The organism is Tumebacillus permanentifrigoris, from assembly GCF_003148565.1.
Classification (GTDB): Bacteria; Bacillota; Bacilli; order Tumebacillales; family Tumebacillaceae; genus Tumebacillus; species Tumebacillus permanentifrigoris.
The window spans coordinates 51542-77513 of the sequence record NZ_QGGL01000009.1; the positions used below are offsets into that span (position 1 = coordinate 51542).

The following is a 25972-nucleotide window of genomic DNA, read 5'->3' on the forward strand; positions in this document are numbered from 1 at the left end:
TTACTGTAATTTGCGAACTCGTTCGGCCGGACTAATAATATCCGTGACCCGTACACCAAAGTTTTCGTCAATGACTACGACTTCTCCTTTGGCGACCAACTTATTGTTGACCATGATATCAACCGGGTCCCCTGCCAATTTGTCTAGTTGGACGATCGAACCAGGTACGAGTTCGAGAATGTCACGAATTAATTTCTTTGTGCGTCCTAATTCAACAGTAATCGAAAGCGGGATATCTAGCAAGAGGTCAAGATTCCCTTGCGCACCAGTAATGTCGGACGCATCGAACGAAGCGAACTGAGCTGGCTGCACATTGACGTTCTGTTGAACGGGACGCGGCTGATTGGCAGGAGCTTGAAGTGCCGGGTCCATGTAACCAGGCGGATACCCTTGGGGCGGGTATTGCGGCGGATACTGAGGATACGCATACGGTTGCGGCGGGTACTGAGGTGGATATTGTGGGTAACCAGCCGGCGGTTGTTCCGCGTACATCGGTTGTTGTGGGTAGTTCGGTTGCGGCGGCGGGTAGTGTCCCTGTGCGCTCTGAGCAACCGGTGCCTCATACATCGGCTGCGGTGCAGGGGTTGCCGCGACCGGAGTCGGTTCTACCGGGGCAGCCGCGACCGGTTGCGGTGCAGGTTCGGATGCAGCCGGATCGTCCATACCGCCCGTCAGTTTCGAGATCATGTCTTTTGCGAACGCAATCGGAACCAACTGCATGATGTGCGAGTCAATCAGTGTCCCGATGATTAGACGGAAGGAAATCTTGATCAGCACTTCGTCGTTCGGGAACAGCGTTGCGGATTGCTTGTTGTCAAAATCCATCACGTCTACAATCGGCGGCGTGATGTTGACCATCATATTGAAAATCGTCGACATCGAAGTAGAAGCGGAGCCCATCATCTGGTTCATCGCTTCTGCTACAGCAGACAGATGGAGTTCGTTGAGTTCAGACGGAGCAGTTGTCCCGTCGCCTCCCATCATCAAGTCAGCAATAATCTGCGCATCCTCAACACGAATCGCTAGAACGTTTGCACCGATAAAACCATCTGTATATTCCACTTTGATTGCCACGTGCGGCAGAGGGAAATCATTGCTCAGTTGGCTGCGAAGCACGGCCGATACTTTCGGAGTCGTGATGTCTACTTTTTGCCTCAGCAAAGTCGAAAGAGCCGTTGCAGCAGTCCCGAACGAAATGTTCCCGATCTCCCCGAGAGCGTCTGTTTCAAAGTCGCTCAGGTGTTCATTCAAGCGGATATCGTCGGAATTCGTGTCAGTGCCGTCGTCGTCGCCATTCTGCCTGAGGAGGGCATCGATTTCTTGTTGTGACAAGACATCCTTATTCATCATCGCCCACTCCTTCATCTATAACTTGTGAAATCTGCACCGCGACTTTGCCGCGCACGGTTCCAGGTTGACCCGTGAACTTCAGTCGTTCTCCTACTTTGAGTTGGAGTTTTGCTTTGACGTCTTGGTCCAGCGTGATCACATCGCCCACGTTCAAGGCGAGAAACTCGCCAATGGAGATCGAGGAGGAACCAAGTTCAGCAACCAACGGTACTTGCGTCTTCCCAAGGTTTTGACGGATGGATTCCCATTCCTCACTATAATCCTTGGTGCTCTTCGAAGTACCCATCCAGTAGTGGGTGGAGAGTTGCGGGACGATCGGTTCCAGCACGACGTGCGGCATACAAATGTTGATCATCCCGGTGATTTCTCCGATCTTGGTAGACAAGGAGACAACTGCAACGGTTTCGTTAGGAGACACCAGTTGCAAGAACTGAGGATTGACCTCCAAGTGATCAAGTTCTGTCACCAACTCTGCGACGCCCTTCCAAGCCTCTTCAAAATTATCAAGCGCCCGTCCGAACACGCGTTCCATAATCGTCATTTCAATCTCTGTCAAATCGCGCAAGACATCCGTTCCGAGACCCGCACCACCGAGCAGGCGGTCAAGCATCGCGTAGGCGATGTTCGGGTGTACTTCCATCACGAACTTTCCTTCAAGTGGTCGGCAATTGAACACGTTTAGGATCGTCATCTTGGAAATGGAGCGAATGAACTCTTCGTAAGGTAACTGGTCGACAGAAACGACGGAAATCTGGACGAACGTTCGCAATTGGGCTGAAAAGTATGTGGTGAGCAGGCGCGCAAAGTTCTCAAAGATCCGCGTAATGCTTCGGATGTGGTCTTTGGAAAAACGCATGGCGCGTTTGAAATCGTACACTTTGATCTTGCGGTCAGAATCGTCCTTGCGGATCTCTTCCGCAGTAATTTCACCAGAAGTTAACGCTGATAACAGGGCGTCGATTTCATTTTGCGACAAGACCTCAGCCATCGGTCATCACCTCCTTTGGACCAGGATGTTCTTTATTGAACGACGATGTCGGAGATGTACACGTTGGTTACTTTCCCCTCAAGCATCACTTTGTTCAGTTCGCCAATCAGCTTGACTTTCAGCAGTTCAATGCCTTCCGCCTTTTCTAAGTCTGCCGGCGTTGTTTTGTGCAGAACGGAGTTGACGACGTCTTTCACTTGCACTTTGCGTTCTTCGAGTTCGGTCTTCATCTTGGTGCTATCTCCTTGGACGGAGATTGTAGCTTGGATGAGAGCGTTCCCAGCCAAGTTCGTGGTCATCTTGCCAATTTCAAATTGGCTGGCCAGCAATTCCTTTGCGGTGGGCACTTCTGGTTCCGCACCGTCTGTTTTCCAAAACATTTTGTAGCCGACAAGACCCAAGATCCCAATCAATACGACAGCGATAATGGTAAGTAGAGCAATATTAAATGCCTTGTTCCGAAACATCTGATACCTCCGCATTCTGTTGGACTTGTATAGCGAGCAGCCCAACTCTTCGGTAGTACTCTTCAACCATCTTCAGAACGTCCTCGACAGTCTCACGAACGATTAGCTTTTTCCCGTTGACCAGCGTAATCATCGTGTCTGGAGTCGATTCAACCGACTCGACGAGTGTAGCATTGACATACACCGTCGAGCGATTGAATTTGGTGACCGGAATCATGGTCTTAATTCACCGATTAGCCGCGCTTGAGGTTGACTACTTCTTGCAGAATTTCGTCAGCAACGGTGATCGTGCGGGAATTCGCTTGGAAACCGCGCTGTGCCACGATCATCTCGGAAAACTCGTTGGTGAGGTCGACGTTCGACATTTCAAGTGCGCCAACTTGCAAGGTACCAAGACCGACGTCTGTGCTGCCCGGGCCACCGAATGCCGCAGTGCCGGAGTTACCGGATTCACGGAACAAACTTCCGCCTACTTTTTCCAGACCAGACGGATTGGAAAACTTCGCGAGGCCGATGGTAGCTGCTGCAGTGCCGTCTGTGGTTCCATCGTTGTTGACGAGGTACAAGTTGCCTTTGGAGTCAAAGGTGTACGACTTGACAGCTTCCAGGTCGATTGTGATCGGGGTAGCTCCGTCATTCGCAGCTACTTTCCAACCATCGGAGTTGACCAGGTTGCCACCGTTGTCAAAGTAGAAATTCCCTTGACGAGTGTAGAACTTTTCACCTGCGTCATTGACGAGGGTGAAGAAGCCATTGCCTTGGATCGCAAAGTCAAGCGGACGGTTGGTGATCTGGGTCGATCCATCATTCATGACGGTGTCGATCGCCGCGATACTAGAACCCAGACCGATCTGCAAAGCGTTGGTTCCGCCAAAGCCGTTGGTCGGGCCGCCTGCACCTTGCAGGGTTTGGCTCATGATGTCCTTGAACATCACGCGTCCTGCCTTGAAACCAGCGGTGTTGACGTTTGCCACGTTGTTACCGATCGTATCGAGCTTGGTTTGGAAACCACGCATACCAGAGATACCCGAGTAAAGAGAGCGCAACATCAGTTAGTTCCTCCTTTGGGTTTTGAACCGCGTCTGTCATTCGGCGGTTAGGGGCCTCCACATCGTGGGCCAGCCCTTGCATTCCATCAATTACGCGAACACGGCGCTGTCTATTTTTGTAAAGACATGATCTTGCATATGTGCTTTGTCGACGGCTGTGATCACGGTACGATTCTTCACATTAATCAGATAGGCGGTGTCGTTGTAGACCACCAGAGACTCGCGTCCCCCTTTGGCGGCCACCCGATCGATGGCACTTCCAAGACGTGTCATGTCATCCTGAGTGAGGCGGATGTTCCGCATGCGCAGTCGTTCCAGCGCGTGCGCGGAGAACGTGACGGGTTGTTGCTGGCGAACTTGAAGTTGTTTATTCAGTTCATCTTGAAAGGACACCGTTCCGGCCGCTCGCTGAGCGGACGGGTTGTTTCGGATCGGCAACTCGGTTTGGGGAGCGTTTGGTCGTGTTACAGGCCGCATCGGCCATCCCTGACTCACAAACTACACCCCCTGGTGCCTAAATTTGCTTCTTTTTGACTTCGAGAATTTGATTCAGATCGATCATGTCGTTCCCAATTTGTACTTTTACAACTCCGTCGATCGTCTGCGCGGAAGTGACTTCGCCCTCTTTGAGAGAACCATCTGGCATTTGATAACCCGCGATGTTCCCAATCATCTGCGTGCCGAGTGCGAGCGAGTTAACTTGGTAGACTTTGCTCGTCTGTTCCAAGGCGCTGAATTGTGCCATCTGCGCGATAAACTCCTTGTCTTGCATCGGCTGCGACGGGTCTTGGTATTGCAACTGGGTGATCAAGATCTTCAGAAACGCGTCACGATCCAATTGTTTGTTCGCAGGTGCCTTTACAGCAGTCGTGCTGCGGACATACGAACTGGGATCAAACGAGATGTTGCCGCTGTCTGCCATTTCGATTGCCCTCCTTTACGCCGTGACGTCGATGCTCGCGTCGGAGTCAATTTCCTCCGGCTGCGGATCGTTCGCGGTCGTTAATGCGTCAATGCCATCAAGGGAGAAACGCTCTTCGTCCGAGCGCTTGCGGTTCGATTGATTGCCAGACTGACCTTGCGAGTTCTGACCCGATTGGCGATCGTGTGGAAGGCCGCTGTTCAAGCTGCTATTTTGGTTGTTGTTGCCCGTGTTCGTAGAGGAGACTTCGATACGATCGAACTGGATACCTTGTGCTTGCAGTTGTGACTTAAGACTCGAAAGGTTCGAATCCAAAAGTCCCTTGGTGGCGGCACTGTCCGCCGAGAGATGCATCGTAATCTGATTACCGATGGCTTGCACGCGCACTTCGATCTCACCGAGACCCTGCGGTTGCATCACGATGCGGAACTCATGACGGCCCGGTGCTTCGATCAAAGCCGCACGTTTTACCACGAGGTTCGCAAACTCCTTGTTGAAGTTGTCAGCATGCAAAGTGACGACAGGCTTCATCTTGGCTAGTTGATCGGCACGAGCACTTTGCAACGGAGTTTGACCCCCGGTGAGCGGGTTGCCCAGCAGTTGCGAGCCGTCGAGAGTATCCCCTGCCTGTGCTTGCTGTTGAACGGGTTGGTCGCTCGCCAGTAGGGCTGCGGTCAACACGGATGCTTGCATCTGTGTGCCCGTCAACTGCGCGGTAGTTGTGTCAACTTGTGTTGATGTGCTCAAGACTTGGAGACTGTGCGCGGTGAGCGTCGTGGCTTGCAACTTTCCGAACAAAGGTTGCTTGTGCGTGCCTGCTCCCGGAACGTCCTGCGTCTCGCTCGAAGCTGCTGGTTCCTGGGTCCCTTCCGGTTGCAGGAGTTGGGCGAAGAGGGCTTCTACCAAGGTGGCCGCCTTCGGGCTCAAGGCGAGTTGTTGCGGGTTCTGCGTCACTTGCGTGACCAGGTTCGTCAGCGCCTGCCCGAAGTCGTTTAGCAGCTCCGGATGCCCAGCCAGCGTTTGTGCCAGCTGTTGATCTGGATGCTCCTGCAAGACCCCCAAAAGGCGTGCGGACGCTCCGAAGTTCTGTAGCAAAGCGGCCAAATCTCCATTGAGGAGGGACAAGCCATTTACTTGTACGGATAGCGTATTGATATCGAGCAGCGCGTTCCCAACTGGCGCCGTTTCCTTAGGACCATCTCCCGTTAGCACAGTCGGCGTCTGCTGGAGAGCCAGCGGATTGAAACCGCCTGCGAGTGCTGCGAGAAGCGTTGCCAAGGGATCTGTGCCTTGCTTTTTGTCAGCGTCGAGCGCTTGTCCGCCGAGGGTTTGCAAAAGCGTACCGAACGGAGACTTGCCACCATCTGCTTTACCGCTTTTCTGTCCTGCCGCGTTGGTAGTGGTTCCATTCGCGGAAGAAGTGGTTGTAGCTTGGATTTCCATTGTCTTTCACCTCCTTTCAAAGGATCAAGAGGACAGGATTTTGCTGGCGATGGCAGGGTCCATTTTTTCTAAAATGGCTGCCTTTTGCTCGTTGCTCATCTTGGCCAAGATACGTTTCGCTTCAGTAACAGACAATTGACCGATGATCAAAGCTGCCTTGGTAGCGTTCATCTGCGAATAGACTTGCGCCTGTTGCACATAGGGATCGACCGCCGTTGTAGCGGTATTGTCCTTTTGAGCATCAGGTTTTTTCTTGAGGTCTTCGATCTGCTTTTTCAGGCTCTCGATCTCCGAGTCCTTTTTCACCAAGTCGGTCTCGAGTTGTTTTTTCGAGCTCTCCAAGGATTGAACTTGGTCTTGAGCGTCTTGCAGTTGTTTTGCAGGATCAACTGCGGTCTTGTCTGCGTCAGCCACCGTTGGGTCGGCCGGCAGGATCTTGTTGATCACCGGTAACGAACGGGTGGCATGACCAATTTTGCCCGTGATGTCATAGCCTAGAAATTGCAGGATGATTCCGACGAGCAGAGCGGTGAACAGCATCGGGAGGATGATGATGTAAAACACCCATTCCAACCCACTGTAGCGACGTTCCGTCTCTTGCATGCTGTCTGTCACCCCTTTATACGTTGATGTCGGGTCACAGCGATCTCGTCTAGTGCCTCTTGCCCAATCTTGTTCAGAAAGACTTGATGTTCCTCTAGACGACGACCTTGGAGTTTCACCCACTTTTGCTCCTCCAGATAACTTTCCGTCATCTCTTGTCGCTTTTCGGTGCACTCCGACCTTTTTCCTTCTAATAGATGGTTTTGCCGCTCAATCTGGTTGCGTTGGGACAGCATAAACTGCAACCAATCTTGCAACTCCTGTGAGGTGGCACCATCCATCGTCAAGCTATGCAATTCACCAATCGATTGGTCGTGCGAATGCAGCAGCTCTTGGAGTTTCTGTTGCTCGGTCTCCAAACTTCGCAACGATTCACTGTACCGCCAATTCGCTTGCTGGGTTAGGCGGTTTTTGAGCCCGGTGATCTTGTGCAAGGATTCCATTCGAATGCTCATGCGTCAATTCCTCCGAACGTTTCGATCAGCATTGATTGGGTATGTTCCAAGTCCATTTTCTCGTGAACGTCTTGGGTGGTGAACGATTCGATGGTCGAGGCAAACTGAATTGCACGATCGATCTGCAGATTGCTCCCGCGTTGGTACGCCCCGATGTTGATCAAGTCTTCCGATTCCTTGTAGATCGAGGAGAGCTTTTTGACCGTGTTCGCTGCTCGGCGGTGTTCAGGCGTGACCAACTCGTTCATCACGCGACTGACAGAGGCCAACACGTCGATAGCGGGAAAGTGCCCCCGGTTTGCCAACGAACGCGAGAGCACGATATGACCGTCGAGGATCCCACGCACTGCGTCTGCGACAGGCTCATTCATGTCATCCCCATCGACGAGAACCGTGTAAAAAGCGGTGATCGTACCGCTATGACCAGTGCCCGCACGCTCTAAGAGGCGAGGCAACAAAGCGAAAACCGATGGCGTATATCCACGCGTGGTTGGCGGCTCACCGACAGCGAGACCGACTTCGCGCTGGGCCATCGCAAAACGTGTGACAGAGTCCATCATCAGCACCACGTCTTGGCCTTGATCTCGAAAGTACTCGGCGATCGAAGTGGCAACCATCGCCCCTTTGATGCGCACGAGCGGCGGTTGATCGGAGGTGGCGACGACGAGGACAGAGCGTTTCAGTCCTTCTTCGCCCAAGTCTTTCTCGATAAACTCGCGCACCTCGCGCCCCCGCTCCCCGATCAATGCGATGACGTTGATGTCTGCCGTGGTATTGCGGGCCATCATTCCGAGCAACGTAGACTTGCCGACTCCCGAACCAGCAAAGAGACCGACGCGCTGTCCACGACCGACGGTGAGCAAACCGTCGATACAACGAACACCCACGCTGAGCGGTTCCAAGATCCGCTTGCGAGTTAAAGGGTTTGGCGGCTGTTGCATGGCGCTGACATGTTCACGGCAATCAAGCGGCCCCTTGCCGTCGATCGGCTCACCCAGACCGTTCAAAACACGGCCTAGCAGGTGCGGTCCAACTGGAATCTGCAAGGAGCTACCTGTCGCCACGACATCGTGACCTGGGCCGATTGCACCGAGTTCACCGAGCGGCATGAGCAGTACGTTGTTCTCGCGGAACCCGACCACCTCTGCGTAGATCGAGGGGGCACCTTCCGACTCGATCGTACAGACATCGCCGATCGTGGCGACAGGGCCTTTGGATTCGATCGTCAGCCCGATGACTTTGGAGACTTTTCCGTTAACTTTTATCGTGCGAGTGCGATCGAGACGTCTGAGGTAGCGTTCGAGTTTCAGCGGTTGGCTCATGCTTCCAGGTTTGCAGCGACATCCTGCAAAGCCTTCCTCACCTCTTCCAACTGAGTGTCAATGCGGGCGTCGATGTTGCCAAAAGCAGTGTGCAGGACACAACCGCCTGCCGCAACCGCACGGTCGGGGATGATGACGAGGTCAGTCTGACCCGGAACGACCTTGCGCAAGACATCCCGGTTGTCGCGAACGAATTCGAAATCGTCTGGATGAACGCGAACTTCGACCTTGCCAGAATCGTGGATCTCTTCCAAAGCAGCTCGTACCACTTCGAGCACCCACGAACGATCAGTCTCGGATTCACGCCGCATGATCTTGTCAGCGATGGAACAGGCTAGGTTTACAATCATCGGTTCAGAAGCGTCGAGGTAGTGTCGACGATCCTCTTCCGCCAGTTGGTAGAGAGTTTGCACTTGGGCAAAAGCGTTCGCGTATTCCTGCGCGACCGTCTCTTGCGCAACCGTGTACCCTTCGTTGTACCCAACCCGTTTCGCCGCCTCTATTTCATTGTGCAAGATCATCTCCACGCGCGTCCGTTCTGCTTCCAAGAGACCTTGCGCCTGTTGTTCAGCCGCGAGGATGATCTGTTCTGCATCACGACGCGCCGCTTCCCGGATCCCTTGTGCCTCTTGCAAGGCTTCGAACTTGAGCTCGTCGAGTTCCGGATCGACTGACTGATGTGCTTCCCGGATCGGCTGGACATGGACGAAGTATGCGCCCTGAGTGACTTGAGCTTGGGAAGCCTTGAGAACCTTAGACAATGATATCGTCTCCTCCGCCGCGAGCGATTACGATCTCGCCGCTCTCTTCGAGACGACGGATGATGCCCACGATGCGTTGCTGTGCTTCTTCGACATCGCGAAGTCGAACAGGGCCCATGAATTCCATGTCTTGCTTGAAGGTTTCCACCATCCGCTTGGACATGTTGCGGAAGATGACTTCCTGCACTTCCTCGCTGGAGACTTTGAGCGCCAGGGCGAGGTCTTGGGTTTCGACATCGCGGATGACACGCTGGATGGAACGGTTGTCGATGTTGACGATGTCTTCGAAGACGAACATGCGTTTCTTGATCTCTTCCGCCAATTCCGGGTCTTGCAATTCGAGCGACTCGAGGATCGTCTTCTCCGTCGAACGGTCGACGCCGTTGAGGACTTGTACGATCGCATCGATGCCACCGCCTGTAGAAAAGTCGTGCATCGACATCTGGGAAAGTTTATTCTCCAGCACGCGCTCAACTTGGTTGATGACTTCTGGTGAAGTTCGGTCCATCAGCGCGATACGACGCGCAACATCTGCTTGGTTGTCTTGCGGTAGGGCAGATAGAATCATCGCAGCCTGTTGTGGATCAAGGTAGGAGAGCACCAGCGCGATCGTTTGCGGATGCTCGTTTTGAATAAAGTTCAAGATCTGGTTCGGGTCGGCTTTGCGCGCGAAGTCGAACGGTCTGACTTGGAGCGATGCGGTCAGGCGATTGATGACTTCGAGCGCCTTTTGCGAACCGAGCGCTTTTTCCAAGACGTCCTTGGCGTACTCGATCCCGCCTTGGGCGATGTATTCTTGGGCCTGGACGATTGAGTGAAATTCTTCCAATACGTCCTCGCGCTGTTCGAACTCAATCTTGCGAACGTTCGCGATCTCTAGTGTCAGTTGCTCAATTTCATCTTCACGTAAGTGTTTGAATACTTTCGAGGCAATTTCGGGACCCAAAGAGACCAGCAGCACGGCGGCCTTTTGACGACCAGATAGTTTCTGTTGTCGTGCCACAAGCAAGTCACTCCTACTCTTCTACCAACCAGGTACGCAACAGGTTGACAAATTCTTCCGGTTTTTGTCCAGCCAGTTTCTCCAGCTGTTTTTTCATCTTCATGTTCTCGGTCTCTTCTACGACTGTGCCCACATCGGTGATGCGCGGTCGATCGAGTACCGGGACCTCTGCCACTTTGCGTCGACGAGAGAATGCGTACACGCCGCCGCCCAGCAACACGAGCGCCGCTGCCATTGCACCAAGGAACCACGGTTGCTTGTAGAAACTTGTGGTGGTTGTGAACGGGTTCGCTGGGGTTTGGAAGGTTCCACCTGCAATGGTGATCGTGTTGGTTGCACCATCGTTGGTATCCCCGATCGCGGTCGAGACGAACTTGCGGATGTCTTCTTGCTTTTGATCGACGAGCGCCTGGTCCCCAATCAGTACGGAGACGGTGTACGAATCGACTTGGTATGGTGCCGATTGACCATTCTCATCGTAGGTATCAAAGTCACGGTTGGTTGTGGATTCCTTTTTCGACGAGGAGTTGTTGCCATTCGCCGCTGAAACGTTTGCCGGGACTTGACCAGGATTGTTGGTCTGCGTTCCCGTCACACCCGTTGCGCCGGTCGTACCTTGACTTTCCTCGTTGATCACGTGATCAGAGATCACGGCCCCGGTCGGATTGTCTTTTGGCGGCTCGACTTTATGGTTCTTCCAAGTGCGTTGATCGAAGTTCAGTTTCGCATGTACGACAACTTCTACATTGCCTTGACCCGCTAAACGCTCCAGTGAATTACGAATTCTATTCTTGGCTTCGGTCTCCACTTGGTTTTGAATCACTTGTTGCTTGGTCAGTTGCGGGTTGGTGGAACCGTCCGCAATCGCTTGTCCCGTCTCATCGAGCAGGCGGACACCATTCTGGTCCACGAGCGAGATGCCCTGCGGTGTCAATCCCGGTACCGAATGCGCGACCAATTGTTGGATCCCGGTGATCTGATCGGTCGAGAGCTTCACTCCATTATCGAGCAAGACGACGACGGAAGCCTTGGCATTGTCCTGCTGTTGGGAGACGAAGAGTTTCTTCTCCGGCAACACGAGGTTGACTCGTGCTTCGCGAACCCCTTTGAGCGTGAGAATCGAGTTCTGAATCTGCATCTCCGTAGCTTGCTTGTTGCGGACACTGAATTCGTTCTCGGTCATTCCCAAGTTCATGCTGCTGCTGTCAAACACGGAGTACCCGGAGTTGGTTGTGTTCGGCAAGTTTGCCATCGCCAACTTCATCCGCGCTTCGTCTTGGTATTGCTCTGGCACGGAAAGCGTATCGCCGCCAGTTTTATAGGGAATTTTGAGTTCGTCCAGCTTGGTGGTCACTTCGCCAAGCGAGGCAGGCGATTGATTGAACAAGATGGTAGTGTAATTCGGTCGCAATGCGAACCAGCTCAGAAAGGCCACCGTAAGAACGAACAATCCAGCGACGATGAGTAAATTGCGGCGCTGGTGCTTCTGGAGGTTTTTCCAGTAACCTGTGAGTTTTTCGAATATTGCTTTGATCTGTTGGTTCACAATGTCACCCCGTCATCACTTCTTACTCCCTATCATTACATCTGCATTCTCATGATCTCTTGGTAAGCTTCCATTGCTTTGTTGCGGATCTGAACGCCGAGTTGGAACGACATCGTCGCTTTCTCAGAGGCGATCATCACGCTGTGCAAGTCGGGAGCTTTGCCAGCGGCCATCAGTTCTGTCAGCTTGTCCGCTTCCACCTGCTGCGTGTTCACTTGTTGAATCGCGGAGTTAAGAAATTGAGAGAAGGAAGGCCCTTGGGTTTTCTTGCTATCTGTCGGTTGAAGTGCTTGTGCACTGCCCGTCCCATTGATCGGGAGAAGACTTGCAACGGAGTTAATCATTTAACGGGCTCCCTTCTATCTACCGATTTCGAGCGCCTTCATGGCCATCGATTTGGCTGAATTGATCGCGGTGATGTTGGCTTCATAAGAACGAGATGCCGAAATCATGTCGACCATCTCTGTCGAAATGTCGACATTAGGCATCTGGACGTACCCGTACATCGGCGAACTCGGGTTCTTCTCCGCATCTGGATGGCTCGGGTCATACATCAACTTGAAGGGAGCTTCATCACGGGTGATCTGCGTCACGCGCACACCTTGACTTGGTGCTTGTTGCAGTTGATCGTTCAGCGCGTCTTGAAAACTCGGAGCGACGCGTTCGCCGAACGTGACTAACTGGCGACGATAAGGCTGACCGTCCACGCCCCGTGTGGTGTTGGCATTCGAGATGTTGGAGGAAACGACATCAAGACGCAACCGCTGCGCAGTCAAACCTGATGCAGATATATTAATGCTGTCGAACATCCCCATGACTATCGCTTCCCTTCGTTAATCGCGTATTTCAGCAACCCGAATTTCGCATTGATCTGTTGTGTCATCGCATTATAGAGGATCTGGTTCTCCGCGAGGTTGGTCATCTCCACGTCAACATCGACGTTGTTGCCGTCGAGACGCAGTGTGGTGGTGTCTTCCTTAAACACCGACGGGCGCACATCCTCAAGCTTCGAAGAACCAATCTGCATGTGGCGGGCATCGGTCGTGCGACCTGCTAAGGTATCGCCGGACATCGCATCTTGCAAAGCCTCTTGAAACGAGACATCACTGCGTTTGAAGTTCGGTGTGTCGATATTGGCAATGTTGTTGGACAACACTTTTTGGCGCAGACTGGACGCGTCGAGTGAACGCTCCAGCAAGGAGATCGAACGGGATTCCATCAGAGACATTCATCATCACCCTTACTGTTGTAGATTTTATCGTATTTCACTTCGTTACGATACACGAAAATCCTGCATATTACGACAAACCGTTCAAACCAACATTCACCATTTTATTCCCCTATAGCCCATTTTACTAGGGACTTTCGCCCTGACTCGACAGTTTCCTGCCGTAAATATCATATTTTTACATAAAAAATATAAAAAAGAAGCCCGCCAATCGGCGAGCTTCCTTTTTTTGCGTGATAAAAAATACAAACTTTATACTAGCGAGACTTGATCGCTTCCAGCATTGGCATTAATTTTTCATTCAAAATCTTGATATGTGTGCCTTTCATGCCAAGCGATCTAGCTTCGACAACACCCGCGCTTTCCAACTTGCGCAACGCGTTGACGATCACCGAGCGGGTGATGCCCGCACGATCAGCGATTCGACTGGCCACCAGCAAGCCCTCACGACCGTTCAGTTCGGCAAAAATGTGGTCCACCGCTTCCAATTCGCTGTAGGAAAGCGAGGAGACCGCCATCTGAACGACAGATCGATCACGACCCTCTTGCATCTGACGGTCTACCGTCTTGCGCATCATCTCCATGCCGAGCACAGTTGCGCTGTACTCGGCCAGCACGATGTCTTCCTCGATAAACTCTCCGCTATGGCGGGTCAGAAGCAGCATCCCCATGCGGTCGTGACTCCCGTTGATCGGGACCATCGTCCAGCACCCTGCCTCGGTGCTCACCGCGCAAAACGGGGTGGCCTCCCGGATGTTTATGAGCGTGTGGTCTTCGCGCAGCAAGCGCCCCACGAAGTCTCGCGGAGCCATCGGCACACCCGACAGGTCGCGCGGCAGTTGGACGCTATCATACGTCTCCGCCAGCGCGTGTCCGAGCACCGCTCCTTCAGGATTGATCAGAAATACGTTGCAGTACAGGATGTCGCGCAACGTGCTGACCAAATCCCCATAACTTACTCGCATCCCATCAGCTCGTTGCAACAACCTGTTGATCACCCGCGTTTTGCTTAACAGTTCCATGACAGCCTGGTACCTCCTGTATACGCTACAGGATAAACTGGCTGAGATCCTTGTTCTTGACGATTCCCTCCAACTTCTCGAGCACGTAGGCTGGCGTGATGACGACTTTCTCCAGCAGGACGTCCGAAGCTTCGAACGAGAGGTCTTCCAACAACTTCTCCAGCAGGGTGTGCAATCGGCGCGCCCCGATGTTGTCCGTTTCTTGGTTGACCGTCGTCGCCAATTCGGCGAGTTTTTGAATCGCTTCCTCGGTGAACTCGACTTTGATGCCCTCGGTTTCAAGCAATGCAATGTACTGCTTGAGCAAGGCGTTTTGCGGTTCGGTGAGGATGCGGCGGAAATCGTCCGCAGTGAGGCTGGTCAGTTCGACACGGATCGGGAAGCGTCCTTGCAGCTCCGGGATCAGGTCGCTCGGTTTGGAGATGTGGAAGGCCCCTGCGGCGACAAACAGGATGTGGTCGGTCTTGACCGGTCCATACTTGGTGGTTACGGTCGAGCCTTCCACGATCGGCAGGATGTCGCGCTGTACCCCTTCACGGGATACGTCGGGACCACCCCCGCGCTCCTTGCCCGCGATCTTATCGATCTCGTCGATGAAGATGATGCCCGATTGTTCGGCGCGGTAGACCGCTTCAGTCGTCACGTCGTCCATGTCGATCAGCTTTTGGGCTTCTTCTTGTGCGAGCAGCTTGCGGGCTTCCCGGACTTGGACTTTGCGCTTCTTGCGACGCTTGGGCATCATGTTGCCAAGCATCTCCTGCAAGTTGTTCACCCCAAGCCCTTCGAGTCCAGGCATATCCATCATGCCAGGGCTGTTGTCCTCGACTTCCACTTCAACGAGCTGATCTTCCAACTCGCCACGCTCCAACTGTTGACGCACCTCATTGCGCTTTTGGCGGATCTCATAAGTTTCCTGTGCGCTTTCGTCTTGTTGAATACCAGCATTGCCACTAAAGAGCATTTCTAACGGGTTTTTGAAATTTTTTGTTTTTGCTGGATCCGGTACCAAGACGCTGACGAGGCGTTCTTCAGCCAGACGGCTGGCTTTTTCCTTGACCGCTTCCATGCGATCCTGTTTGACGATCCGAATCGCAGTCTCCACGAGGTCGCGCACCATCGATTCGACGTCACGGCCAACGTAGCCGACTTCGGTGAACTTGGTGGCTTCGACTTTGATAAAGGGAGCACCGACCAATTTCGCCAGACGGCGGGCGATCTCCGTCTTCCCAACCCCGGTCGGACCGATCATCAAGATGTTTTTCGGCGTGACTTCATCGCGAATGTCATCTGCGAGCAACGAACGACGGTAGCGGTTGCGCAAAGCGACGGCAACCGCTTTTTTGGCAGGCTTTTGACCGACGATGTAGCGGTCGAGTTCCTCTACGATCCGACGCGGTGTCAAGGCACTTTTCATCACAGGCTGTCTCCTCCGATCTCTTCTACAATGATGTTGTCGTTGGTGTAGACGCAGATGTCCGCCGCGATCTGCAAGGCATTGCGCGCCACGTCACGGGCCGATAAGTCCGTATGTTGCATCAAGGCACGACCTGCCGCCAACGCGAAACTGCCACCAGAACCGATCGCGATCAAGTCGTCGTCTGGCTCGATCACTTCTCCGTTGCCAGAGACGAGCAACAGCGTATCGCTGTTCATGACGATCAGCATCGCTTCAAGGTTGCGCATCATCTTGTTCATCCGCCATTCCTTGGCGAGTTCGACAGCTGCGCGTTGCAGGTTGCCGTGGTATTCCTCCAATTTCGATTCAAACTTCTCAAAAAGGGTAAAAGCGTCCGCGACTGCGCCGGCGAACCCAGCGACCACTTCGCCCCGGTAGAGGCGGCGGACTTTTTTCGCTCCGTTTTTCATGACCATATTCTGTCCAAACGTCACTTGACCATCACCCGCCATCGCTGCTTGCCCGTTACGGCGGCAGGCGAAGATCGTTGTGGAATGGAATTGACTTGCACTCATCTTGGGTTGCTCCTCTCTCTTACGCCCGCGGATGGGCATTGGTATACACGCGTTCGAGGTGTTCACGCGCTGTGTGGGTATAGATCTGCGTGCTCGATAGCGAACTGTGTCCTAGCAGTTCTTGGATGGCGCGCAAATCGGCACCGTTGTCGAGCAGGTGCGTGGCGAACGTGTGCCGCAGGGTGTGTGGGCTGATGTGTTGCAGGCCCGCACATAGTAGTACGTATTTATCGAGAATTCGTCGCACACTGCGGTCAGATAATCGCGTGCCATTTTTGTTCAAAAAAACGGCGTGTCCAGCGACGCCTCCGCCTTGTTGCCAAAGCGTGGGGCGACCGTAGGCAAAATACGCTTGCAACGCTTGCAAGGCTTGACTGCCAAGCAGGACGAGCCGCTCCTTCGATCCCTTCCCGAACACCAGCGCCATCCCTTGGCTCACGTCGAGGTCAGGGACGTCCAACGCCACCAATTCACCCACCCGCACGCCGGACGCATACAGAACTTCTAGCAGTGCCTTGTCGCGCAGTCCCAACGGCGTCGTGGTGTCAGGCGCGCTCAACAAGCGTTCGATGGCGTCTTGGTAGAGAAAGTTCGGGAGCTTTTTCTCCAACCTTGGCGACTGTACCGCTTTGGCGGGGTTTTTCTCCACCCATCCTTCGCGGCGTAAAAACTCATACAAGGAGCGCAACGCCGAGAGCTTGCGTGCGATCGTGCGCTTTTCCCGGTCACGGCTGAGCCGCCCCATGAAGGTGCGGACATCCACATGGGTGATGGTGGCAAAATCCTGAATTCGTTCGGCCAGCATGAACTGAATGAATTGCTCGATGTCAGAAAAGTAATGGTCGAGCGTGTGTTCGGACACGCGCTTCTCGACGGCAAGGTACTGCATGTACAAGTCCACTTGGTGTTCGATGTGGGCCGGCCAGTGTTGCTCTTCCTCCATCGGCGCTCCCCTGCCTTTCCTGCATCCCTATGTATAAAAACGTACCCGTATGCAAGTACGCGAAAAGGCGTTTCGTTCGTTTATGAACTCGAAACACCTTTTCGCTTTTCCTGCGTTTAGACTTCGTGTGTAGTCGTAAAATCAGCCAGAGCAGCGAGGGCGCGCTCCGAGATTTTTTCGTTTTTCTCCACTTTGTTGCGGATCTTTTGCCCCAGCGGTGGTAACAGGCCGAACGTGGCGTTCATCGGCTGGAAGTTTTTCGCGCTGGTGTGCGTGATGTAGTGCGCGAGCGAACCGATCGCAGTTAGGTGCGGGAAGACCAGCGGCTCCTTGCCCTCAAGCAACCGACTGGCGTTGATCCCCGCGATCAGACCGGCAGCAGCAGATTCGACATACCCTTCCACACCTGTGATCTGCCCGGCGAAGAACAGGTTGTCCCGGTTCTTGGTCTGGTAGGTCGGGCGCAGGAAATTCGGCGAGTTGATGTAGGTGTTGCGATGCATCACGCCAAAGCGCACGATCTCCGCGTTCTCCAAGCCAGGAATCATCTTGAACACTCGCGACTGATCGCCCCATTTCAGGTGGGTCTGGAACCCGACCATGTTGTAGAGCGTTGCAGCCGCATTGTCTTGGCGCAGTTGCACGACCGCATATGGCGTCTTGCCCGTGCGCGGGTCAGGCAATCCGACCGGCTTCAGCGGGCCGAACAACATCGTCTGCAGACCACGCTTCGCCATGACTTCGATCGGCATACAGCCTTCAAAGAAAACTTCCTTCTCAAATTCCTTGAGCTGCACCACTTCGGCGGTGATCAACGCTTCATAGAAGGCGTTGAACTCTTCCTCCGTCATCGGGCAGTTGATGTACGCTGCTTCGCCTTTGTCATAGCGAGACGCCACCCATACTTTATCGAAATCAATCGTGTCCTTGGAGATGATCGGAGCCGCCGCGTCATAGAAATACAGGTACTCCTCACCGGTCAGTTCAGCGATCGCCTGTGAGAGCGCGGGCGAGGTCAACGGACCGGAGGCGATGATCACGATGCCGTCCTGCGGGATCTCCGTCAATTCTTCGCGGATCACGTTGATGTTCGGGTGATTGTTGACACGCGACGTGACGTTTTCGGAAAACGTGTCACGGTCAACAGCTAACGCACCACCAGCCGGAACGGCCGTCTGATCAGCGGAGGTGATGATCACCGAATCGAGTCGGCGCATCTCTTCCTTCAGGAGGCCGACAGCGTTGGTGAGCGATGCCCCACGCAAAGAGTTCGAGCAGACCAGCTCGGCGAAGTTTTCGGTTTTGTGTGCATCCGTTTTGCGAACCGGGCGCATCTCATAGAGGTTGACTTGGTGTCCGCGTTGGGCGATCTGCCAAGCCGCTTCTGTTCCGGCAAGACCTGCTCCGATTACGGTTATCGGTTTTGTCATGAGGTTTGTACACCCTTCCTTCTTCAGAAAAAAGCACAGGGCTGCGATCAGCCCTGTTTGCTTTCAACAACTTCAATTTCTTCCTTGTGACTGCATTCAGCAGAGGAGCAGGCTAGCGTTTCCTTGCCTTCGCCGCCCTTGCCCGAACGCTTGATCACCAACGGTTGGGAGCACTCCGGGCAGTCCTTGCCAGCCGGACGATCCCAGATGATAAAGTCGCACTCCGGATAGCGGTCGCAGCCATAGAAGACACGACGACGCTTGCCACGCCGCTCGACGAGCTGCCCTTCCTTGCACTTCGGGCACCCCACACCAATCTCTTTGAGGATCGGCTTGGTGTTCCGGCAATCCGGGAACCCCGGACAGGCGAGGAATTTGCCAAAACGGCCGTGCTTGTAAACCATCAGGCGACTGCACTTTTCGCACTCGATGTCAGACACTTCGTCTTCGAGCACGACGTGTTTCATCTCTTCCTCAGCGATCTTCAGATGTCCTTCGAAGTCCCCGTAGAACTCCTTGAGCACCTTCACCCAGTCGATGTCGCCCTCCTCGACTTCGTCGAGGTTGTGCTCCATGTTCGCCGTGAAGTCGACGTCGATGATCTGTGGGAAGAACTCTTCCATCATCTCATGGACGATTTCACCGAGTTCGGTCGGGACGAAACGCTTCTCCTCAAGCAAGACATAGCCGCGCTTCTGGATCGTCTCCAGCGTTGGCGCATAGGTGGACGGACGGCCGATGCCGATCTCCTCCATCGTCTTGACGAGGCGTGCTTCGGTGAAGCGCGGTGGCGGTTGCGTGAAGTGTTGCTTGGGATCGAGTGCAGGTACTTTCAGCACTTGGCCCTCTTCCAACGGAGGGAGGAATTTCTCGTCCTCATCCTTGCCTTCCTTGCCTTCGTCGTTTCCTTCAATATATAAGGTCATAAACCCAGGGAACTTGATCTTCGAGCCTGTCGCCCGGAGCTTGACGTCACCTGCGGCGATATCAACGGTCATCGTATCGAGCACCGCGGACGACATCTGCGAGGCGACGAAACGGTCCCAGATCAGTTTGTAGAGACGGAACTGGTCACGGCTCAGGAATTCCTTGACCTTGTCCGGGTGGCGAGTCACGGAGGTCGGACGGACCGCCTCATGCGCTTCCTGCGCCCCTTTGGACTTGGTGCTGTAGTTGCGGGTCTCCGCCGGGTAGTAGTCAGCGCCGTACTCTTCGACGATGTACTCGCGGGCTTCTTCCTGTGCGACTGGCGAGATCCGAACGGAGTCGGTACGCATGTACGTGATCAAACCGACCGTTCCTTCGCCCCCGATGTCAATCCCCTCGTACAGCTGTTGGGCGACCGACATGGTTTTCGCAGCACGGTAGTTCAACTTGCGCGCCGCTTCCTGTTGCAGGGTGGAGGTCGTGAACGGTGCCGATGGGTTGCGACGGCGTTCCGTCTGCTTGACGCTCTGCACGCGGTACTCGACGTTCTCCATCAACCGCAAGACTTCCTGTACATCCGCTTCCGACTTGAGTTCTCGTTTGTCGTCGCCAACTCCGTGGAAACGGGCTTCGAACTTGGATTTGTCCGTCTGGAAGTTCGCCGTCAAGGTCCAGTACTCTTCTGGAGTAAACTCGCGAATCTCGTTCTCCCGGTCGATAATCAGGCGACAAGCGACCGACTGCACCCGACCAGCGGAGAGACCTTTTTTGACTTTCTTCCATAATAATGGACTGATTTGATAACCTACGAGGCGGTCGAGAATCCGACGTGCCTGTTGGGCGTTAACCAAATTCATGTTGATCGAACGCGGGTGCTTGAACGCATCCTTCACCGCATCCTTGGTGATCTCGTTAAAAACAACCCGGCACTTACCGCCGGTGTCCACATCCAAAATATGCGCCAGGTGCCATGCGATAGCTTCGCCTTCGCGATCCGGGTCAGCCGCCAGAAAGACTTGTTTGACTTTCTTGCGTGCGTCACGAAGCTCTTTGAGCACATCGCCTTTGCCACGAATGGTTATATATTTCGGAGAGAAGTCGCTCTCCACATCGACACCAATTTGAGACTTGGGCAGGTCGCGAACATGGCCCATTGATGCCTTGACCACATACTTTTTGCCTAAATACTTCCCGATGGTTTTTGCCTTTGCCGGAGACTCGACGATGACCAAATAGTCAGCAGCCACGACTCTCTCCCCCTTTCTATATCGTCTTGTAAGCAATATGTACCAATATATAATACCTTATCCACATTTGTCACGGAGTTTGTACGCCCTTGCCTAACACTTTATTCGTTTTCGTTCGCAATTTCAAGATGGGGCGTTCGAGATGTACCGACCCCCCGGTCGGGCGGTGATCAGCCCTAGCAACTGCAAGCGCAACAAATGAGCATGCAAAAGACCCGCCGAAAATCCAGTGCTGGCGAGCAGTTCGTCGAGGTGTCGTTCAAAGGGGCCAAGGATTTGGAGGATGTGACGAGCTTCTGGAGTCAGGTCGGTTGGTGTCTCTCGTGAGGAGACAGAAACAGCGGTGAGGTGATAGTCTTCGAGGATGTCTTGCGCGGTGCGGATCAGCTTGGCACCCTGTTGGATCAGGCGGTTGGTGCCATCGCTTTGCGTGGAGGTGATCATGCCAGGGATGGCGTAGACATCGCGCCCTTGTTCCAGCGCGAGATCGGCGGTGATCAGCGAGCCGCTACGCTCCCCCGCTTCGATGACGAGCACCGCTCGGGACAGCGCGGAGATCAGGCGATTGCGGGCTGGAAAGTTACCAGGGAGGGCGTCCATCAGCGGGTGGTGTTCGGAGAGCAAGCATCCATGACCCTCCGCGATGGCACGGGCAAGCGGGGTGTTTTCACGCGGGTAGAGTTTGAGAAGTCCACTGCCGAGGACGGCGACCGTCTGTCCGCCAGCTGCGAGAGCGGCCCTGTGCGCGACGGTGTCGATGCCTCGCGCGAAGCCAGAAACGATCGTCAATCCGTGTGCAGCGAGCTCGCCGACGAGCTTTTTCGCAACGGTTGTGCCGTAGGAAGTCGGCGTTCGAGAGCCGACCACGGCGAGTCCATTGTCTCCTGTGGGCGGAAGGTCGCCATAAAGAAAGAGTCCGACTGGCGGATCATAGATCGTGTGGAGCGAGGCAGGGTACGCTGGGTCAAGCACGCTGAGAAATCGGATGCCCTCAGGTTCAAACTGCCTGCGAATCGCCACCGGATCAAACGACGCACGCGACTTCGCGAGTGCCGTTGCAATGTTTTTGCGCAGCCCCGCTCCCCGTACCATCTCTTGTGGATCAGCCGCCCAGACCGCTCGCCAATCCCCGAAATAGTCTTGCAATGCCCGTGCAGACAGGCTTCCCACGCCTTGTGTGGTGCTCAACCAGAGCAGAATCTCTTGTTCCCGCACATACGTTCCCCCTCTCGCGTTTGAAAAAAGAGGCTCCCTCGAGAGGAGCCCCTTGCCTACTGTTGCTTATGTTACTTATTTCTTAACGAGAACTTTGTCGTACAGACCCTTTTCCTTCAACAGTGCCACCATCGTGGAACCGAGGTCAGACGGGGTCGGAGCGACGCGGATACCCGCTGCTTCCATCGCTGCGAACTTTTCAGCCGCCGTGCCTTTGCCGCCGGAGATGATTGCACCCGCATGGCCCATCCGCTTGCCCGGAGGTGCGGTAGCGCCTGCGATGAAGCCGACAACCGGCTTCGTGCAGTGTTCTTTGACCCAAGCAGCCGCTTCTTCCTCAGCCGTACCGCCGATTTCGCCGATCATGATGATCGCGTCGGTGTCCGGATCGTTTTGGAACAGTTCCAGAACGTCGATGAAGTTGGTGCCGTTGATCGGGTCGCCGCCGATGCCGACTGCGGTCGATTGGCCGATGTTCTCAACGGTGAGTTGGTACACAGCTTCATAGGTGAGGGTACCAGAACGGGAGACAACACCTACGCGACCCGGGGTGTGGATGTAGCCCGGCATGATGCCGATCTTGCACTCGCCCGGCGTGATGACGCCCGGGCAGTTCGGACCGACGAGACGGGTACGCTTGCCTTCCATGTACTTGCGAACGCGAACCATGTCATACACCGGGATGCCCTCGGTGATGCAGATCGCGAGGTCGAGGTCAGCATCGACCGCCTCCATGATCGCGTCAGCTGCGAAAGCCGGCGGAACATAGATGACCGAAACGTTTGCGCCCGTTGCTGCTTTCGCTTCTGCGACGGTATCGAATACCGGAATGCCTTCGATCTCGGTGCCGCCCTTACCCGGGGTGACGCCTGCGACCATTTGCGTGCCGTACTCGACTGCTTGCTTGGTGTGGAACAGACCGGTCGCCCCAGTGATGCCTTGGGTCATGACCTTGGTATCTTTGTTAATCAGGATCGCCATTGTATTTTCCTCCTCTTCCCGTTATTTCACGAGCGCAACGATCTTCTGCGCTGCGTCTGCGAGGCTATCAGCCGCGACGATGTTCAGGCCGGACTCGTTGAGCATCGCTTTGCCTTTGTCGACGTTGGTACCTTCAAGGCGAACGACGAGCGGCTTGTCCAGACCGACTTCCTTCGCAGCCGCGATAACGCCTTCTGCGATGGTGTCGCACTTCATGATCCCGCCAAAGATGTTGACGAGGATCCCTTTGACGTTCGCATCGGAGAGGATGATTTTGAACGCTGCGGTAACTTTCTCAGTCGTTGCACCGCCCCCTACGTCGAGGAAGTTTGCAGGTGTGCCGCCGAAGTGGTTGATGGTATCCATCGTCGCCATCGCCAGACCAGCACCGTTGACCATACAACCGATGGTGCCATCGAGTGCAATATAGGTCAGGTCAAACTTGGAAGCTTCGACTTCACGCGGATCTTCTTCTTCGAGATCGCGCAGTTCCACGATGTCCTTGCGACGATACAGCGCGTTGGAGTCAAAGTTCAGCTTCGCGTCGAGCGCGACAACTTTGCCGTCGCCAGTGACGACGAGCGGGTTGATTTCCGCGATGGAGCAGTCGTTTTCCACGAAAGCGGTGTACAGAGCCGTCATGAATTTGACCGCTTGGTTGACCAGTTCCTTCGGGATGTTGATTGCATACGCGAGCTTGCGAGCTTGGAAAGCTTGCAGGCCGACAGACGGATCGATCGCTTCTTTAAAGATCTTCTCCGGGGTCTTTTCTGCTACTTCCTCGATCTCGGTGCCGCCCTCTTCGGAAGCCATCATGACGACGCGCTGGGTTTCACGGTCGACAACCAAGCCGATGTAGTATTCCTTTTTGATATCGGTCAGTTCTTCGATCAGGAGGCGTTTTACTACTTTGCCTTCCGGGCCGGTTTGGTGGGTGACCAACGTCATCCCCAAGATTTGTTCAGCATATGTACGAACTTCGTCAAGGGTTTTTGCGACTTTTACGCCGCCAGCTTTCCCGCGACCGCCAGCATGAATTTGCGCTTTAACAACGCCTCTGCCGCCGAGTTCTTCTGCGATTGCAACAGCCTCATCTACAGTGAAAGCTACACGGCCATTCGGAACCGCGACGCCATACTTTTTCAAGACGGCTTTGCCTTGATACTCGTGAATGTTCATTCCGCTTCCTCCTCCACGTTCTATGCATTTCTACATGCGAAACAATAATGTTGGTGAACACCAAAACTGTATATTCGACTCCATTCGTCACTTCCCTGCAAGCTCGACAATAGTCGCAATACTCACTTAAACTTCTGCTCACTGTCGAACTGCACGCGAGCTTTGCAAGCCTCGCAGACATGAACGGGGGCATCTGCATATTTAGCCTGATTCAGTTCCTGAACCGCCGAGGGTTCGACATCTGCTGTCGTGCCGCAGATCGTGCAACGAAGCGTATACTCGTTTGCCATTGGTGGTCACTCCTTGTTGTCAAAGAATCCTCACACACCTGCAACCTAGTATGTCCGAACTACACGCCCCGTCATCCCTGTAGATGGCCTAATGGTTGACCTTCTTGACTCCGCGTTCTGCCAAGTCGGACTTGTCGCTCTCCCAGTTTTCATCGGTGTCGTCCATGATATCGAGGATGCGCGCGACAACCTCCGCGATCGTGTCCTGGCCGTATAATTCATCGCCCAGTTCCGCTTCCATCGCGTTCATCACGTCGATCACAAATTGTTCGTCGAGATAGAGTTCCTTCGAAACTTTTTGAACAACCATCTCGCGGACGGCAGACTTATCCATGTACAATGCCTCCCCCAAAATCACGAACTCCATTTCCTATCATAATTCAGTTGTTTGGAAAATACAAACCCGTTCAGATTGCCACAAAATCCTGCAGCCCTCCTTCACCGAACCGTTGGGTGGCACAATCAAATCATCGTGGAAATCCAGACCCTCACCTTCTATGCGATGTCCGTATACTCGAACCAATTTTATCAGCCACCGCATAGAAACTCTGTGCGAACTGAGAATACAATTACATAGAATACACCTGTTCTCAGGGAGGAGTTGGCGTCCGTGAATGTCATCGAAGCGATCCAGAACCGACGCAACGTCAAGCAGTTCAAGCCCGACTCCATCGCGCGGGAAAAAGTGCTCGAGTGGCTGCAAGCAGCCGCCTGCGCACCAAACCACCGCCTGACAGAGCCGTGGGAGATTCTCTGGATTGGCCCTGAAACTCGCGCCCAGATTCCGCACAAAAATAACTTTGGCGGTGCGCCCGTGCTGCTCGCCATCCTCTCCACACCGGCCCTCAACCAGATCGACCGCAACGAACACTACGCCGCTGTCTCCTGCTTCATCCAGAATTTCTTGCTCGCCGCACATGCCGATGGTGTGGCGACGGGCTGGTCCTCTGCCGGCGCCGGCAAAAAAGTACAGGAACTGCTCGGCGTACCACCTGGCTACGAAGTGGTCGGAATTCTCCCCGTCGGCTACCCGGCCGCTGTTCCCGCTCCGAAGCCGCGCACACCGATCGAGCAAAAACTGCGCGACCTGCCGTAACGAAAAAAGAAGTCACCTCAACGCTTGTTGAGGTGACTTCTTTTTGCGATCCCGAAACTCACTACTCCGGTTTGATCGGTTCGTAGGTCTTATCCGGTGCTCCGTCTAACTGATACCACGTCCCGCTGTATTCAATGCGGTCATTGAAGATGTTGATAATCCGCTTGCCCGACGGCGTGTCACCAATCAACGTGAGCATCGCGGGTGCTTTGACCGGCTCCTTGATGTCGAGTTTGGTGGCGCTCTTGAGCACCGGAACGACCTTCGCCGCCCGGTCTTTGGCTTCCTGACCTTGCCAGATCCAGTTCTTGGGCAAGTCGGAACTCGCCTTGGTGATCATTTCCAATCTAGAGACGGTCAGCAGGTCATCGAAGCTGACCGCCGTCTGGGATTGTTGCTGTCCGGTCGTGCCGGAGGGCGTGCCTGGCTGCGGTGCGCAACCCGCGAGGAGGAGCATCGAGGCTCCGAAGAGTGGTATCCAAACATGACGCATGCGGTGGTTCCTCCGTTCACTTGTTGAGACTCCTTCTAACT

At 54.2% G+C, this 25972-nt stretch carries 30 protein-coding genes; 1 reads left to right on the top strand and 29 read right to left on the bottom strand.

What is annotated here, in order from left to right; genetic code table 11:
* The 28 genes from fliY to C7459_RS11530 form a co-directional block, all read right to left on the bottom strand.
* Positions 1-1347 carry a flagellar motor switch phosphatase FliY gene (gene fliY, locus C7459_RS11400; RefSeq protein ID WP_109689349.1) on the bottom strand — a complete coding sequence of 449 codons (1347 nt, stop codon included), beginning with the start codon at positions 1345-1347 and terminating at the stop codon, positions 1-3.
* Positions 1340-2338, bottom strand: coding sequence for a flagellar motor switch protein FliM (fliM, locus tag C7459_RS11405; RefSeq protein ID WP_109689351.1), 999 nt, complete (start codon positions 2336-2338; stop codon positions 1340-1342). The genes fliY and fliM overlap by 8 nt, the downstream gene beginning before the upstream one ends.
* 32 nt (positions 2339-2370) lie before the next feature.
* Positions 2371-2805: a flagellar basal body-associated FliL family protein gene (locus C7459_RS11410; protein WP_170119423.1), complete on the bottom strand. Its 435-nt coding sequence runs from the start codon at positions 2803-2805 to the stop codon at positions 2371-2373.
* Entirely contained in the window at positions 2783-3022 is a 240-nt protein-coding gene (locus C7459_RS11415; protein WP_109689355.1) for a flagellar FlbD family protein, read from the bottom strand. The genes C7459_RS11410 and C7459_RS11415 overlap by 23 nt, the downstream gene beginning before the upstream one ends.
* Positions 3023-3038: 16 nt before the next feature.
* On the bottom strand, positions 3039-3854 hold the full coding sequence (gene flgG / locus C7459_RS11420) for a flagellar basal body rod protein FlgG (protein WP_109689357.1): 816 nt from the start codon (positions 3852-3854) through the stop codon (positions 3039-3041).
* Positions 3855-3944: 90 nt separating this feature from the next.
* Positions 3945-4331 (bottom strand): TIGR02530 family flagellar biosynthesis protein, encoded by a 387-nt coding sequence (locus C7459_RS11425; protein WP_109689605.1) that lies wholly within the window; start codon positions 4329-4331, stop codon positions 3945-3947.
* A gap of 37 nt (positions 4332-4368) precedes the next feature.
* Positions 4369-4776, bottom strand: a complete 408-nt coding sequence (locus tag C7459_RS11430; protein WP_109689359.1) for a flagellar hook capping FlgD N-terminal domain-containing protein — start codon at positions 4774-4776, stop codon at positions 4369-4371.
* A gap of 15 nt (positions 4777-4791) precedes the next feature.
* The gene (locus tag C7459_RS11435; RefSeq protein ID WP_109689361.1) at positions 4792-6219 is read right to left on the bottom strand and encodes a flagellar hook-length control protein FliK; all 1428 of its coding nucleotides are present in this window, start codon (positions 6217-6219) and stop codon (positions 4792-4794) included.
* Between the two features lie 24 nt (positions 6220-6243).
* Positions 6244-6822, bottom strand: a complete 579-nt coding sequence (locus C7459_RS11440; RefSeq protein ID WP_109689363.1) for a magnesium transporter MgtE N-terminal domain-containing protein — start codon at positions 6820-6822, stop codon at positions 6244-6246.
* An 8-nt stretch (positions 6823-6830) separates the two neighbouring features.
* A complete protein-coding gene (locus tag C7459_RS11445) occupies positions 6831-7277 on the bottom strand; it encodes a flagellar export protein FliJ (protein ID WP_109689365.1) in 447 nt (148 codons plus the stop codon).
* Entirely contained in the window at positions 7274-8599 is a 1326-nt protein-coding gene (gene fliI / locus C7459_RS11450; protein WP_109689367.1) for a flagellar protein export ATPase FliI, read from the bottom strand. The genes C7459_RS11445 and fliI overlap by 4 nt, the downstream gene beginning before the upstream one ends.
* Entirely contained in the window at positions 8596-9360 is a 765-nt protein-coding gene (locus tag C7459_RS11455) for a FliH/SctL family protein (protein WP_109689369.1), read from the bottom strand. Before C7459_RS11455 ends, fliI begins: the two co-directional genes overlap by 4 nt.
* Positions 9353-10363: a flagellar motor switch protein FliG gene (gene fliG, locus C7459_RS11460; RefSeq protein WP_109689370.1), complete on the bottom strand. Its 1011-nt coding sequence runs from the start codon at positions 10361-10363 to the stop codon at positions 9353-9355. Before fliG ends, C7459_RS11455 begins: the two co-directional genes overlap by 8 nt.
* 13 nt (positions 10364-10376) lie before the next feature.
* Positions 10377-11909 (bottom strand): flagellar basal-body MS-ring/collar protein FliF, encoded by a 1533-nt coding sequence (gene fliF / locus C7459_RS11465; RefSeq protein ID WP_170119424.1) that lies wholly within the window; start codon positions 11907-11909, stop codon positions 10377-10379.
* Between the two features lie 35 nt (positions 11910-11944).
* Entirely contained in the window at positions 11945-12253 is a 309-nt protein-coding gene (gene fliE, locus C7459_RS11470) for a flagellar hook-basal body complex protein FliE (RefSeq protein ID WP_109689374.1), read from the bottom strand.
* A 15-nt stretch (positions 12254-12268) separates the two neighbouring features.
* Positions 12269-12724: a flagellar basal body rod protein FlgC gene (flgC, locus tag C7459_RS11475; RefSeq protein ID WP_109689376.1), complete on the bottom strand. Its 456-nt coding sequence runs from the start codon at positions 12722-12724 to the stop codon at positions 12269-12271.
* Positions 12725-12726: 2 nt separating this feature from the next.
* The gene (gene flgB, locus C7459_RS11480) at positions 12727-13137 is read right to left on the bottom strand and encodes a flagellar basal body rod protein FlgB (RefSeq protein ID WP_109689378.1); all 411 of its coding nucleotides are present in this window, start codon (positions 13135-13137) and stop codon (positions 12727-12729) included.
* A gap of 257 nt (positions 13138-13394) precedes the next feature.
* Positions 13395-14159 (bottom strand): GTP-sensing pleiotropic transcriptional regulator CodY, encoded by a 765-nt coding sequence (codY, locus tag C7459_RS11485; RefSeq protein WP_109689380.1) that lies wholly within the window; start codon positions 14157-14159, stop codon positions 13395-13397.
* A gap of 25 nt (positions 14160-14184) precedes the next feature.
* Positions 14185-15573 carry an ATP-dependent protease ATPase subunit HslU gene (hslU, locus tag C7459_RS11490; protein WP_211320382.1) on the bottom strand — a complete coding sequence of 463 codons (1389 nt, stop codon included), beginning with the start codon at positions 15571-15573 and terminating at the stop codon, positions 14185-14187.
* Positions 15573-16130 (bottom strand): ATP-dependent protease subunit HslV, encoded by a 558-nt coding sequence (gene hslV / locus C7459_RS11495; RefSeq protein ID WP_109689384.1) that lies wholly within the window; start codon positions 16128-16130, stop codon positions 15573-15575. Before hslV ends, hslU begins: the two co-directional genes overlap by 1 nt.
* 19 nt (positions 16131-16149) lie before the next feature.
* Positions 16150-17073: a tyrosine recombinase XerC gene (xerC, locus tag C7459_RS11500; protein ID WP_109689386.1), complete on the bottom strand. Its 924-nt coding sequence runs from the start codon at positions 17071-17073 to the stop codon at positions 16150-16152.
* Positions 17074-17189: 116 nt separating this feature from the next.
* Complete coding sequence (gene trmFO / locus C7459_RS11505) at positions 17190-18503, bottom strand: FADH(2)-oxidizing methylenetetrahydrofolate--tRNA-(uracil(54)-C(5))-methyltransferase TrmFO (RefSeq protein ID WP_109689388.1); 1314 nt, start codon at positions 18501-18503, stop codon at positions 17190-17192.
* 47 nt (positions 18504-18550) lie between these two features.
* Entirely contained in the window at positions 18551-20677 is a 2127-nt protein-coding gene (gene topA, locus C7459_RS11510) for a type I DNA topoisomerase (RefSeq protein WP_109689390.1), read from the bottom strand.
* 123 nt (positions 20678-20800) lie between these two features.
* On the bottom strand, positions 20801-21892 hold the full coding sequence (dprA, locus tag C7459_RS11515) for a DNA-processing protein DprA (RefSeq protein ID WP_109689392.1): 1092 nt from the start codon (positions 21890-21892) through the stop codon (positions 20801-20803).
* A 75-nt stretch (positions 21893-21967) separates the two neighbouring features.
* On the bottom strand, positions 21968-22873 hold the full coding sequence (sucD, locus tag C7459_RS11520; protein ID WP_109689394.1) for a succinate--CoA ligase subunit alpha: 906 nt from the start codon (positions 22871-22873) through the stop codon (positions 21968-21970).
* 21 nt (positions 22874-22894) lie between these two features.
* Positions 22895-24052, bottom strand: a complete 1158-nt coding sequence (gene sucC, locus C7459_RS11525) for an ADP-forming succinate--CoA ligase subunit beta (protein WP_109689395.1) — start codon at positions 24050-24052, stop codon at positions 22895-22897.
* Positions 24053-24174: 122 nt separating this feature from the next.
* The gene (locus tag C7459_RS23320; RefSeq protein ID WP_170119425.1) at positions 24175-24342 is read right to left on the bottom strand and encodes a hypothetical protein; all 168 of its coding nucleotides are present in this window, start codon (positions 24340-24342) and stop codon (positions 24175-24177) included.
* A gap of 88 nt (positions 24343-24430) precedes the next feature.
* The gene (locus C7459_RS11530; RefSeq protein ID WP_109689397.1) at positions 24431-24676 is read right to left on the bottom strand and encodes a hypothetical protein; all 246 of its coding nucleotides are present in this window, start codon (positions 24674-24676) and stop codon (positions 24431-24433) included.
* Positions 24677-24952: 276 nt separating this feature from the next.
* On the opposite strand from C7459_RS11530, the gene C7459_RS11535 reads away from it, so the two are divergent.
* Positions 24953-25438: a nitroreductase family protein gene (locus C7459_RS11535; protein WP_109689399.1), complete on the top strand. Its 486-nt coding sequence runs from the start codon at positions 24953-24955 to the stop codon at positions 25436-25438.
* 61 nt (positions 25439-25499) lie between these two features.
* Here the strand turns inward: C7459_RS11535 and C7459_RS11540 are convergent, their stop codons facing one another.
* A complete protein-coding gene (locus C7459_RS11540) occupies positions 25500-25931 on the bottom strand; it encodes a hypothetical protein (protein ID WP_109689401.1) in 432 nt (143 codons plus the stop codon).
* Between the last annotated feature and the right edge of the window lie 41 nt (positions 25932-25972).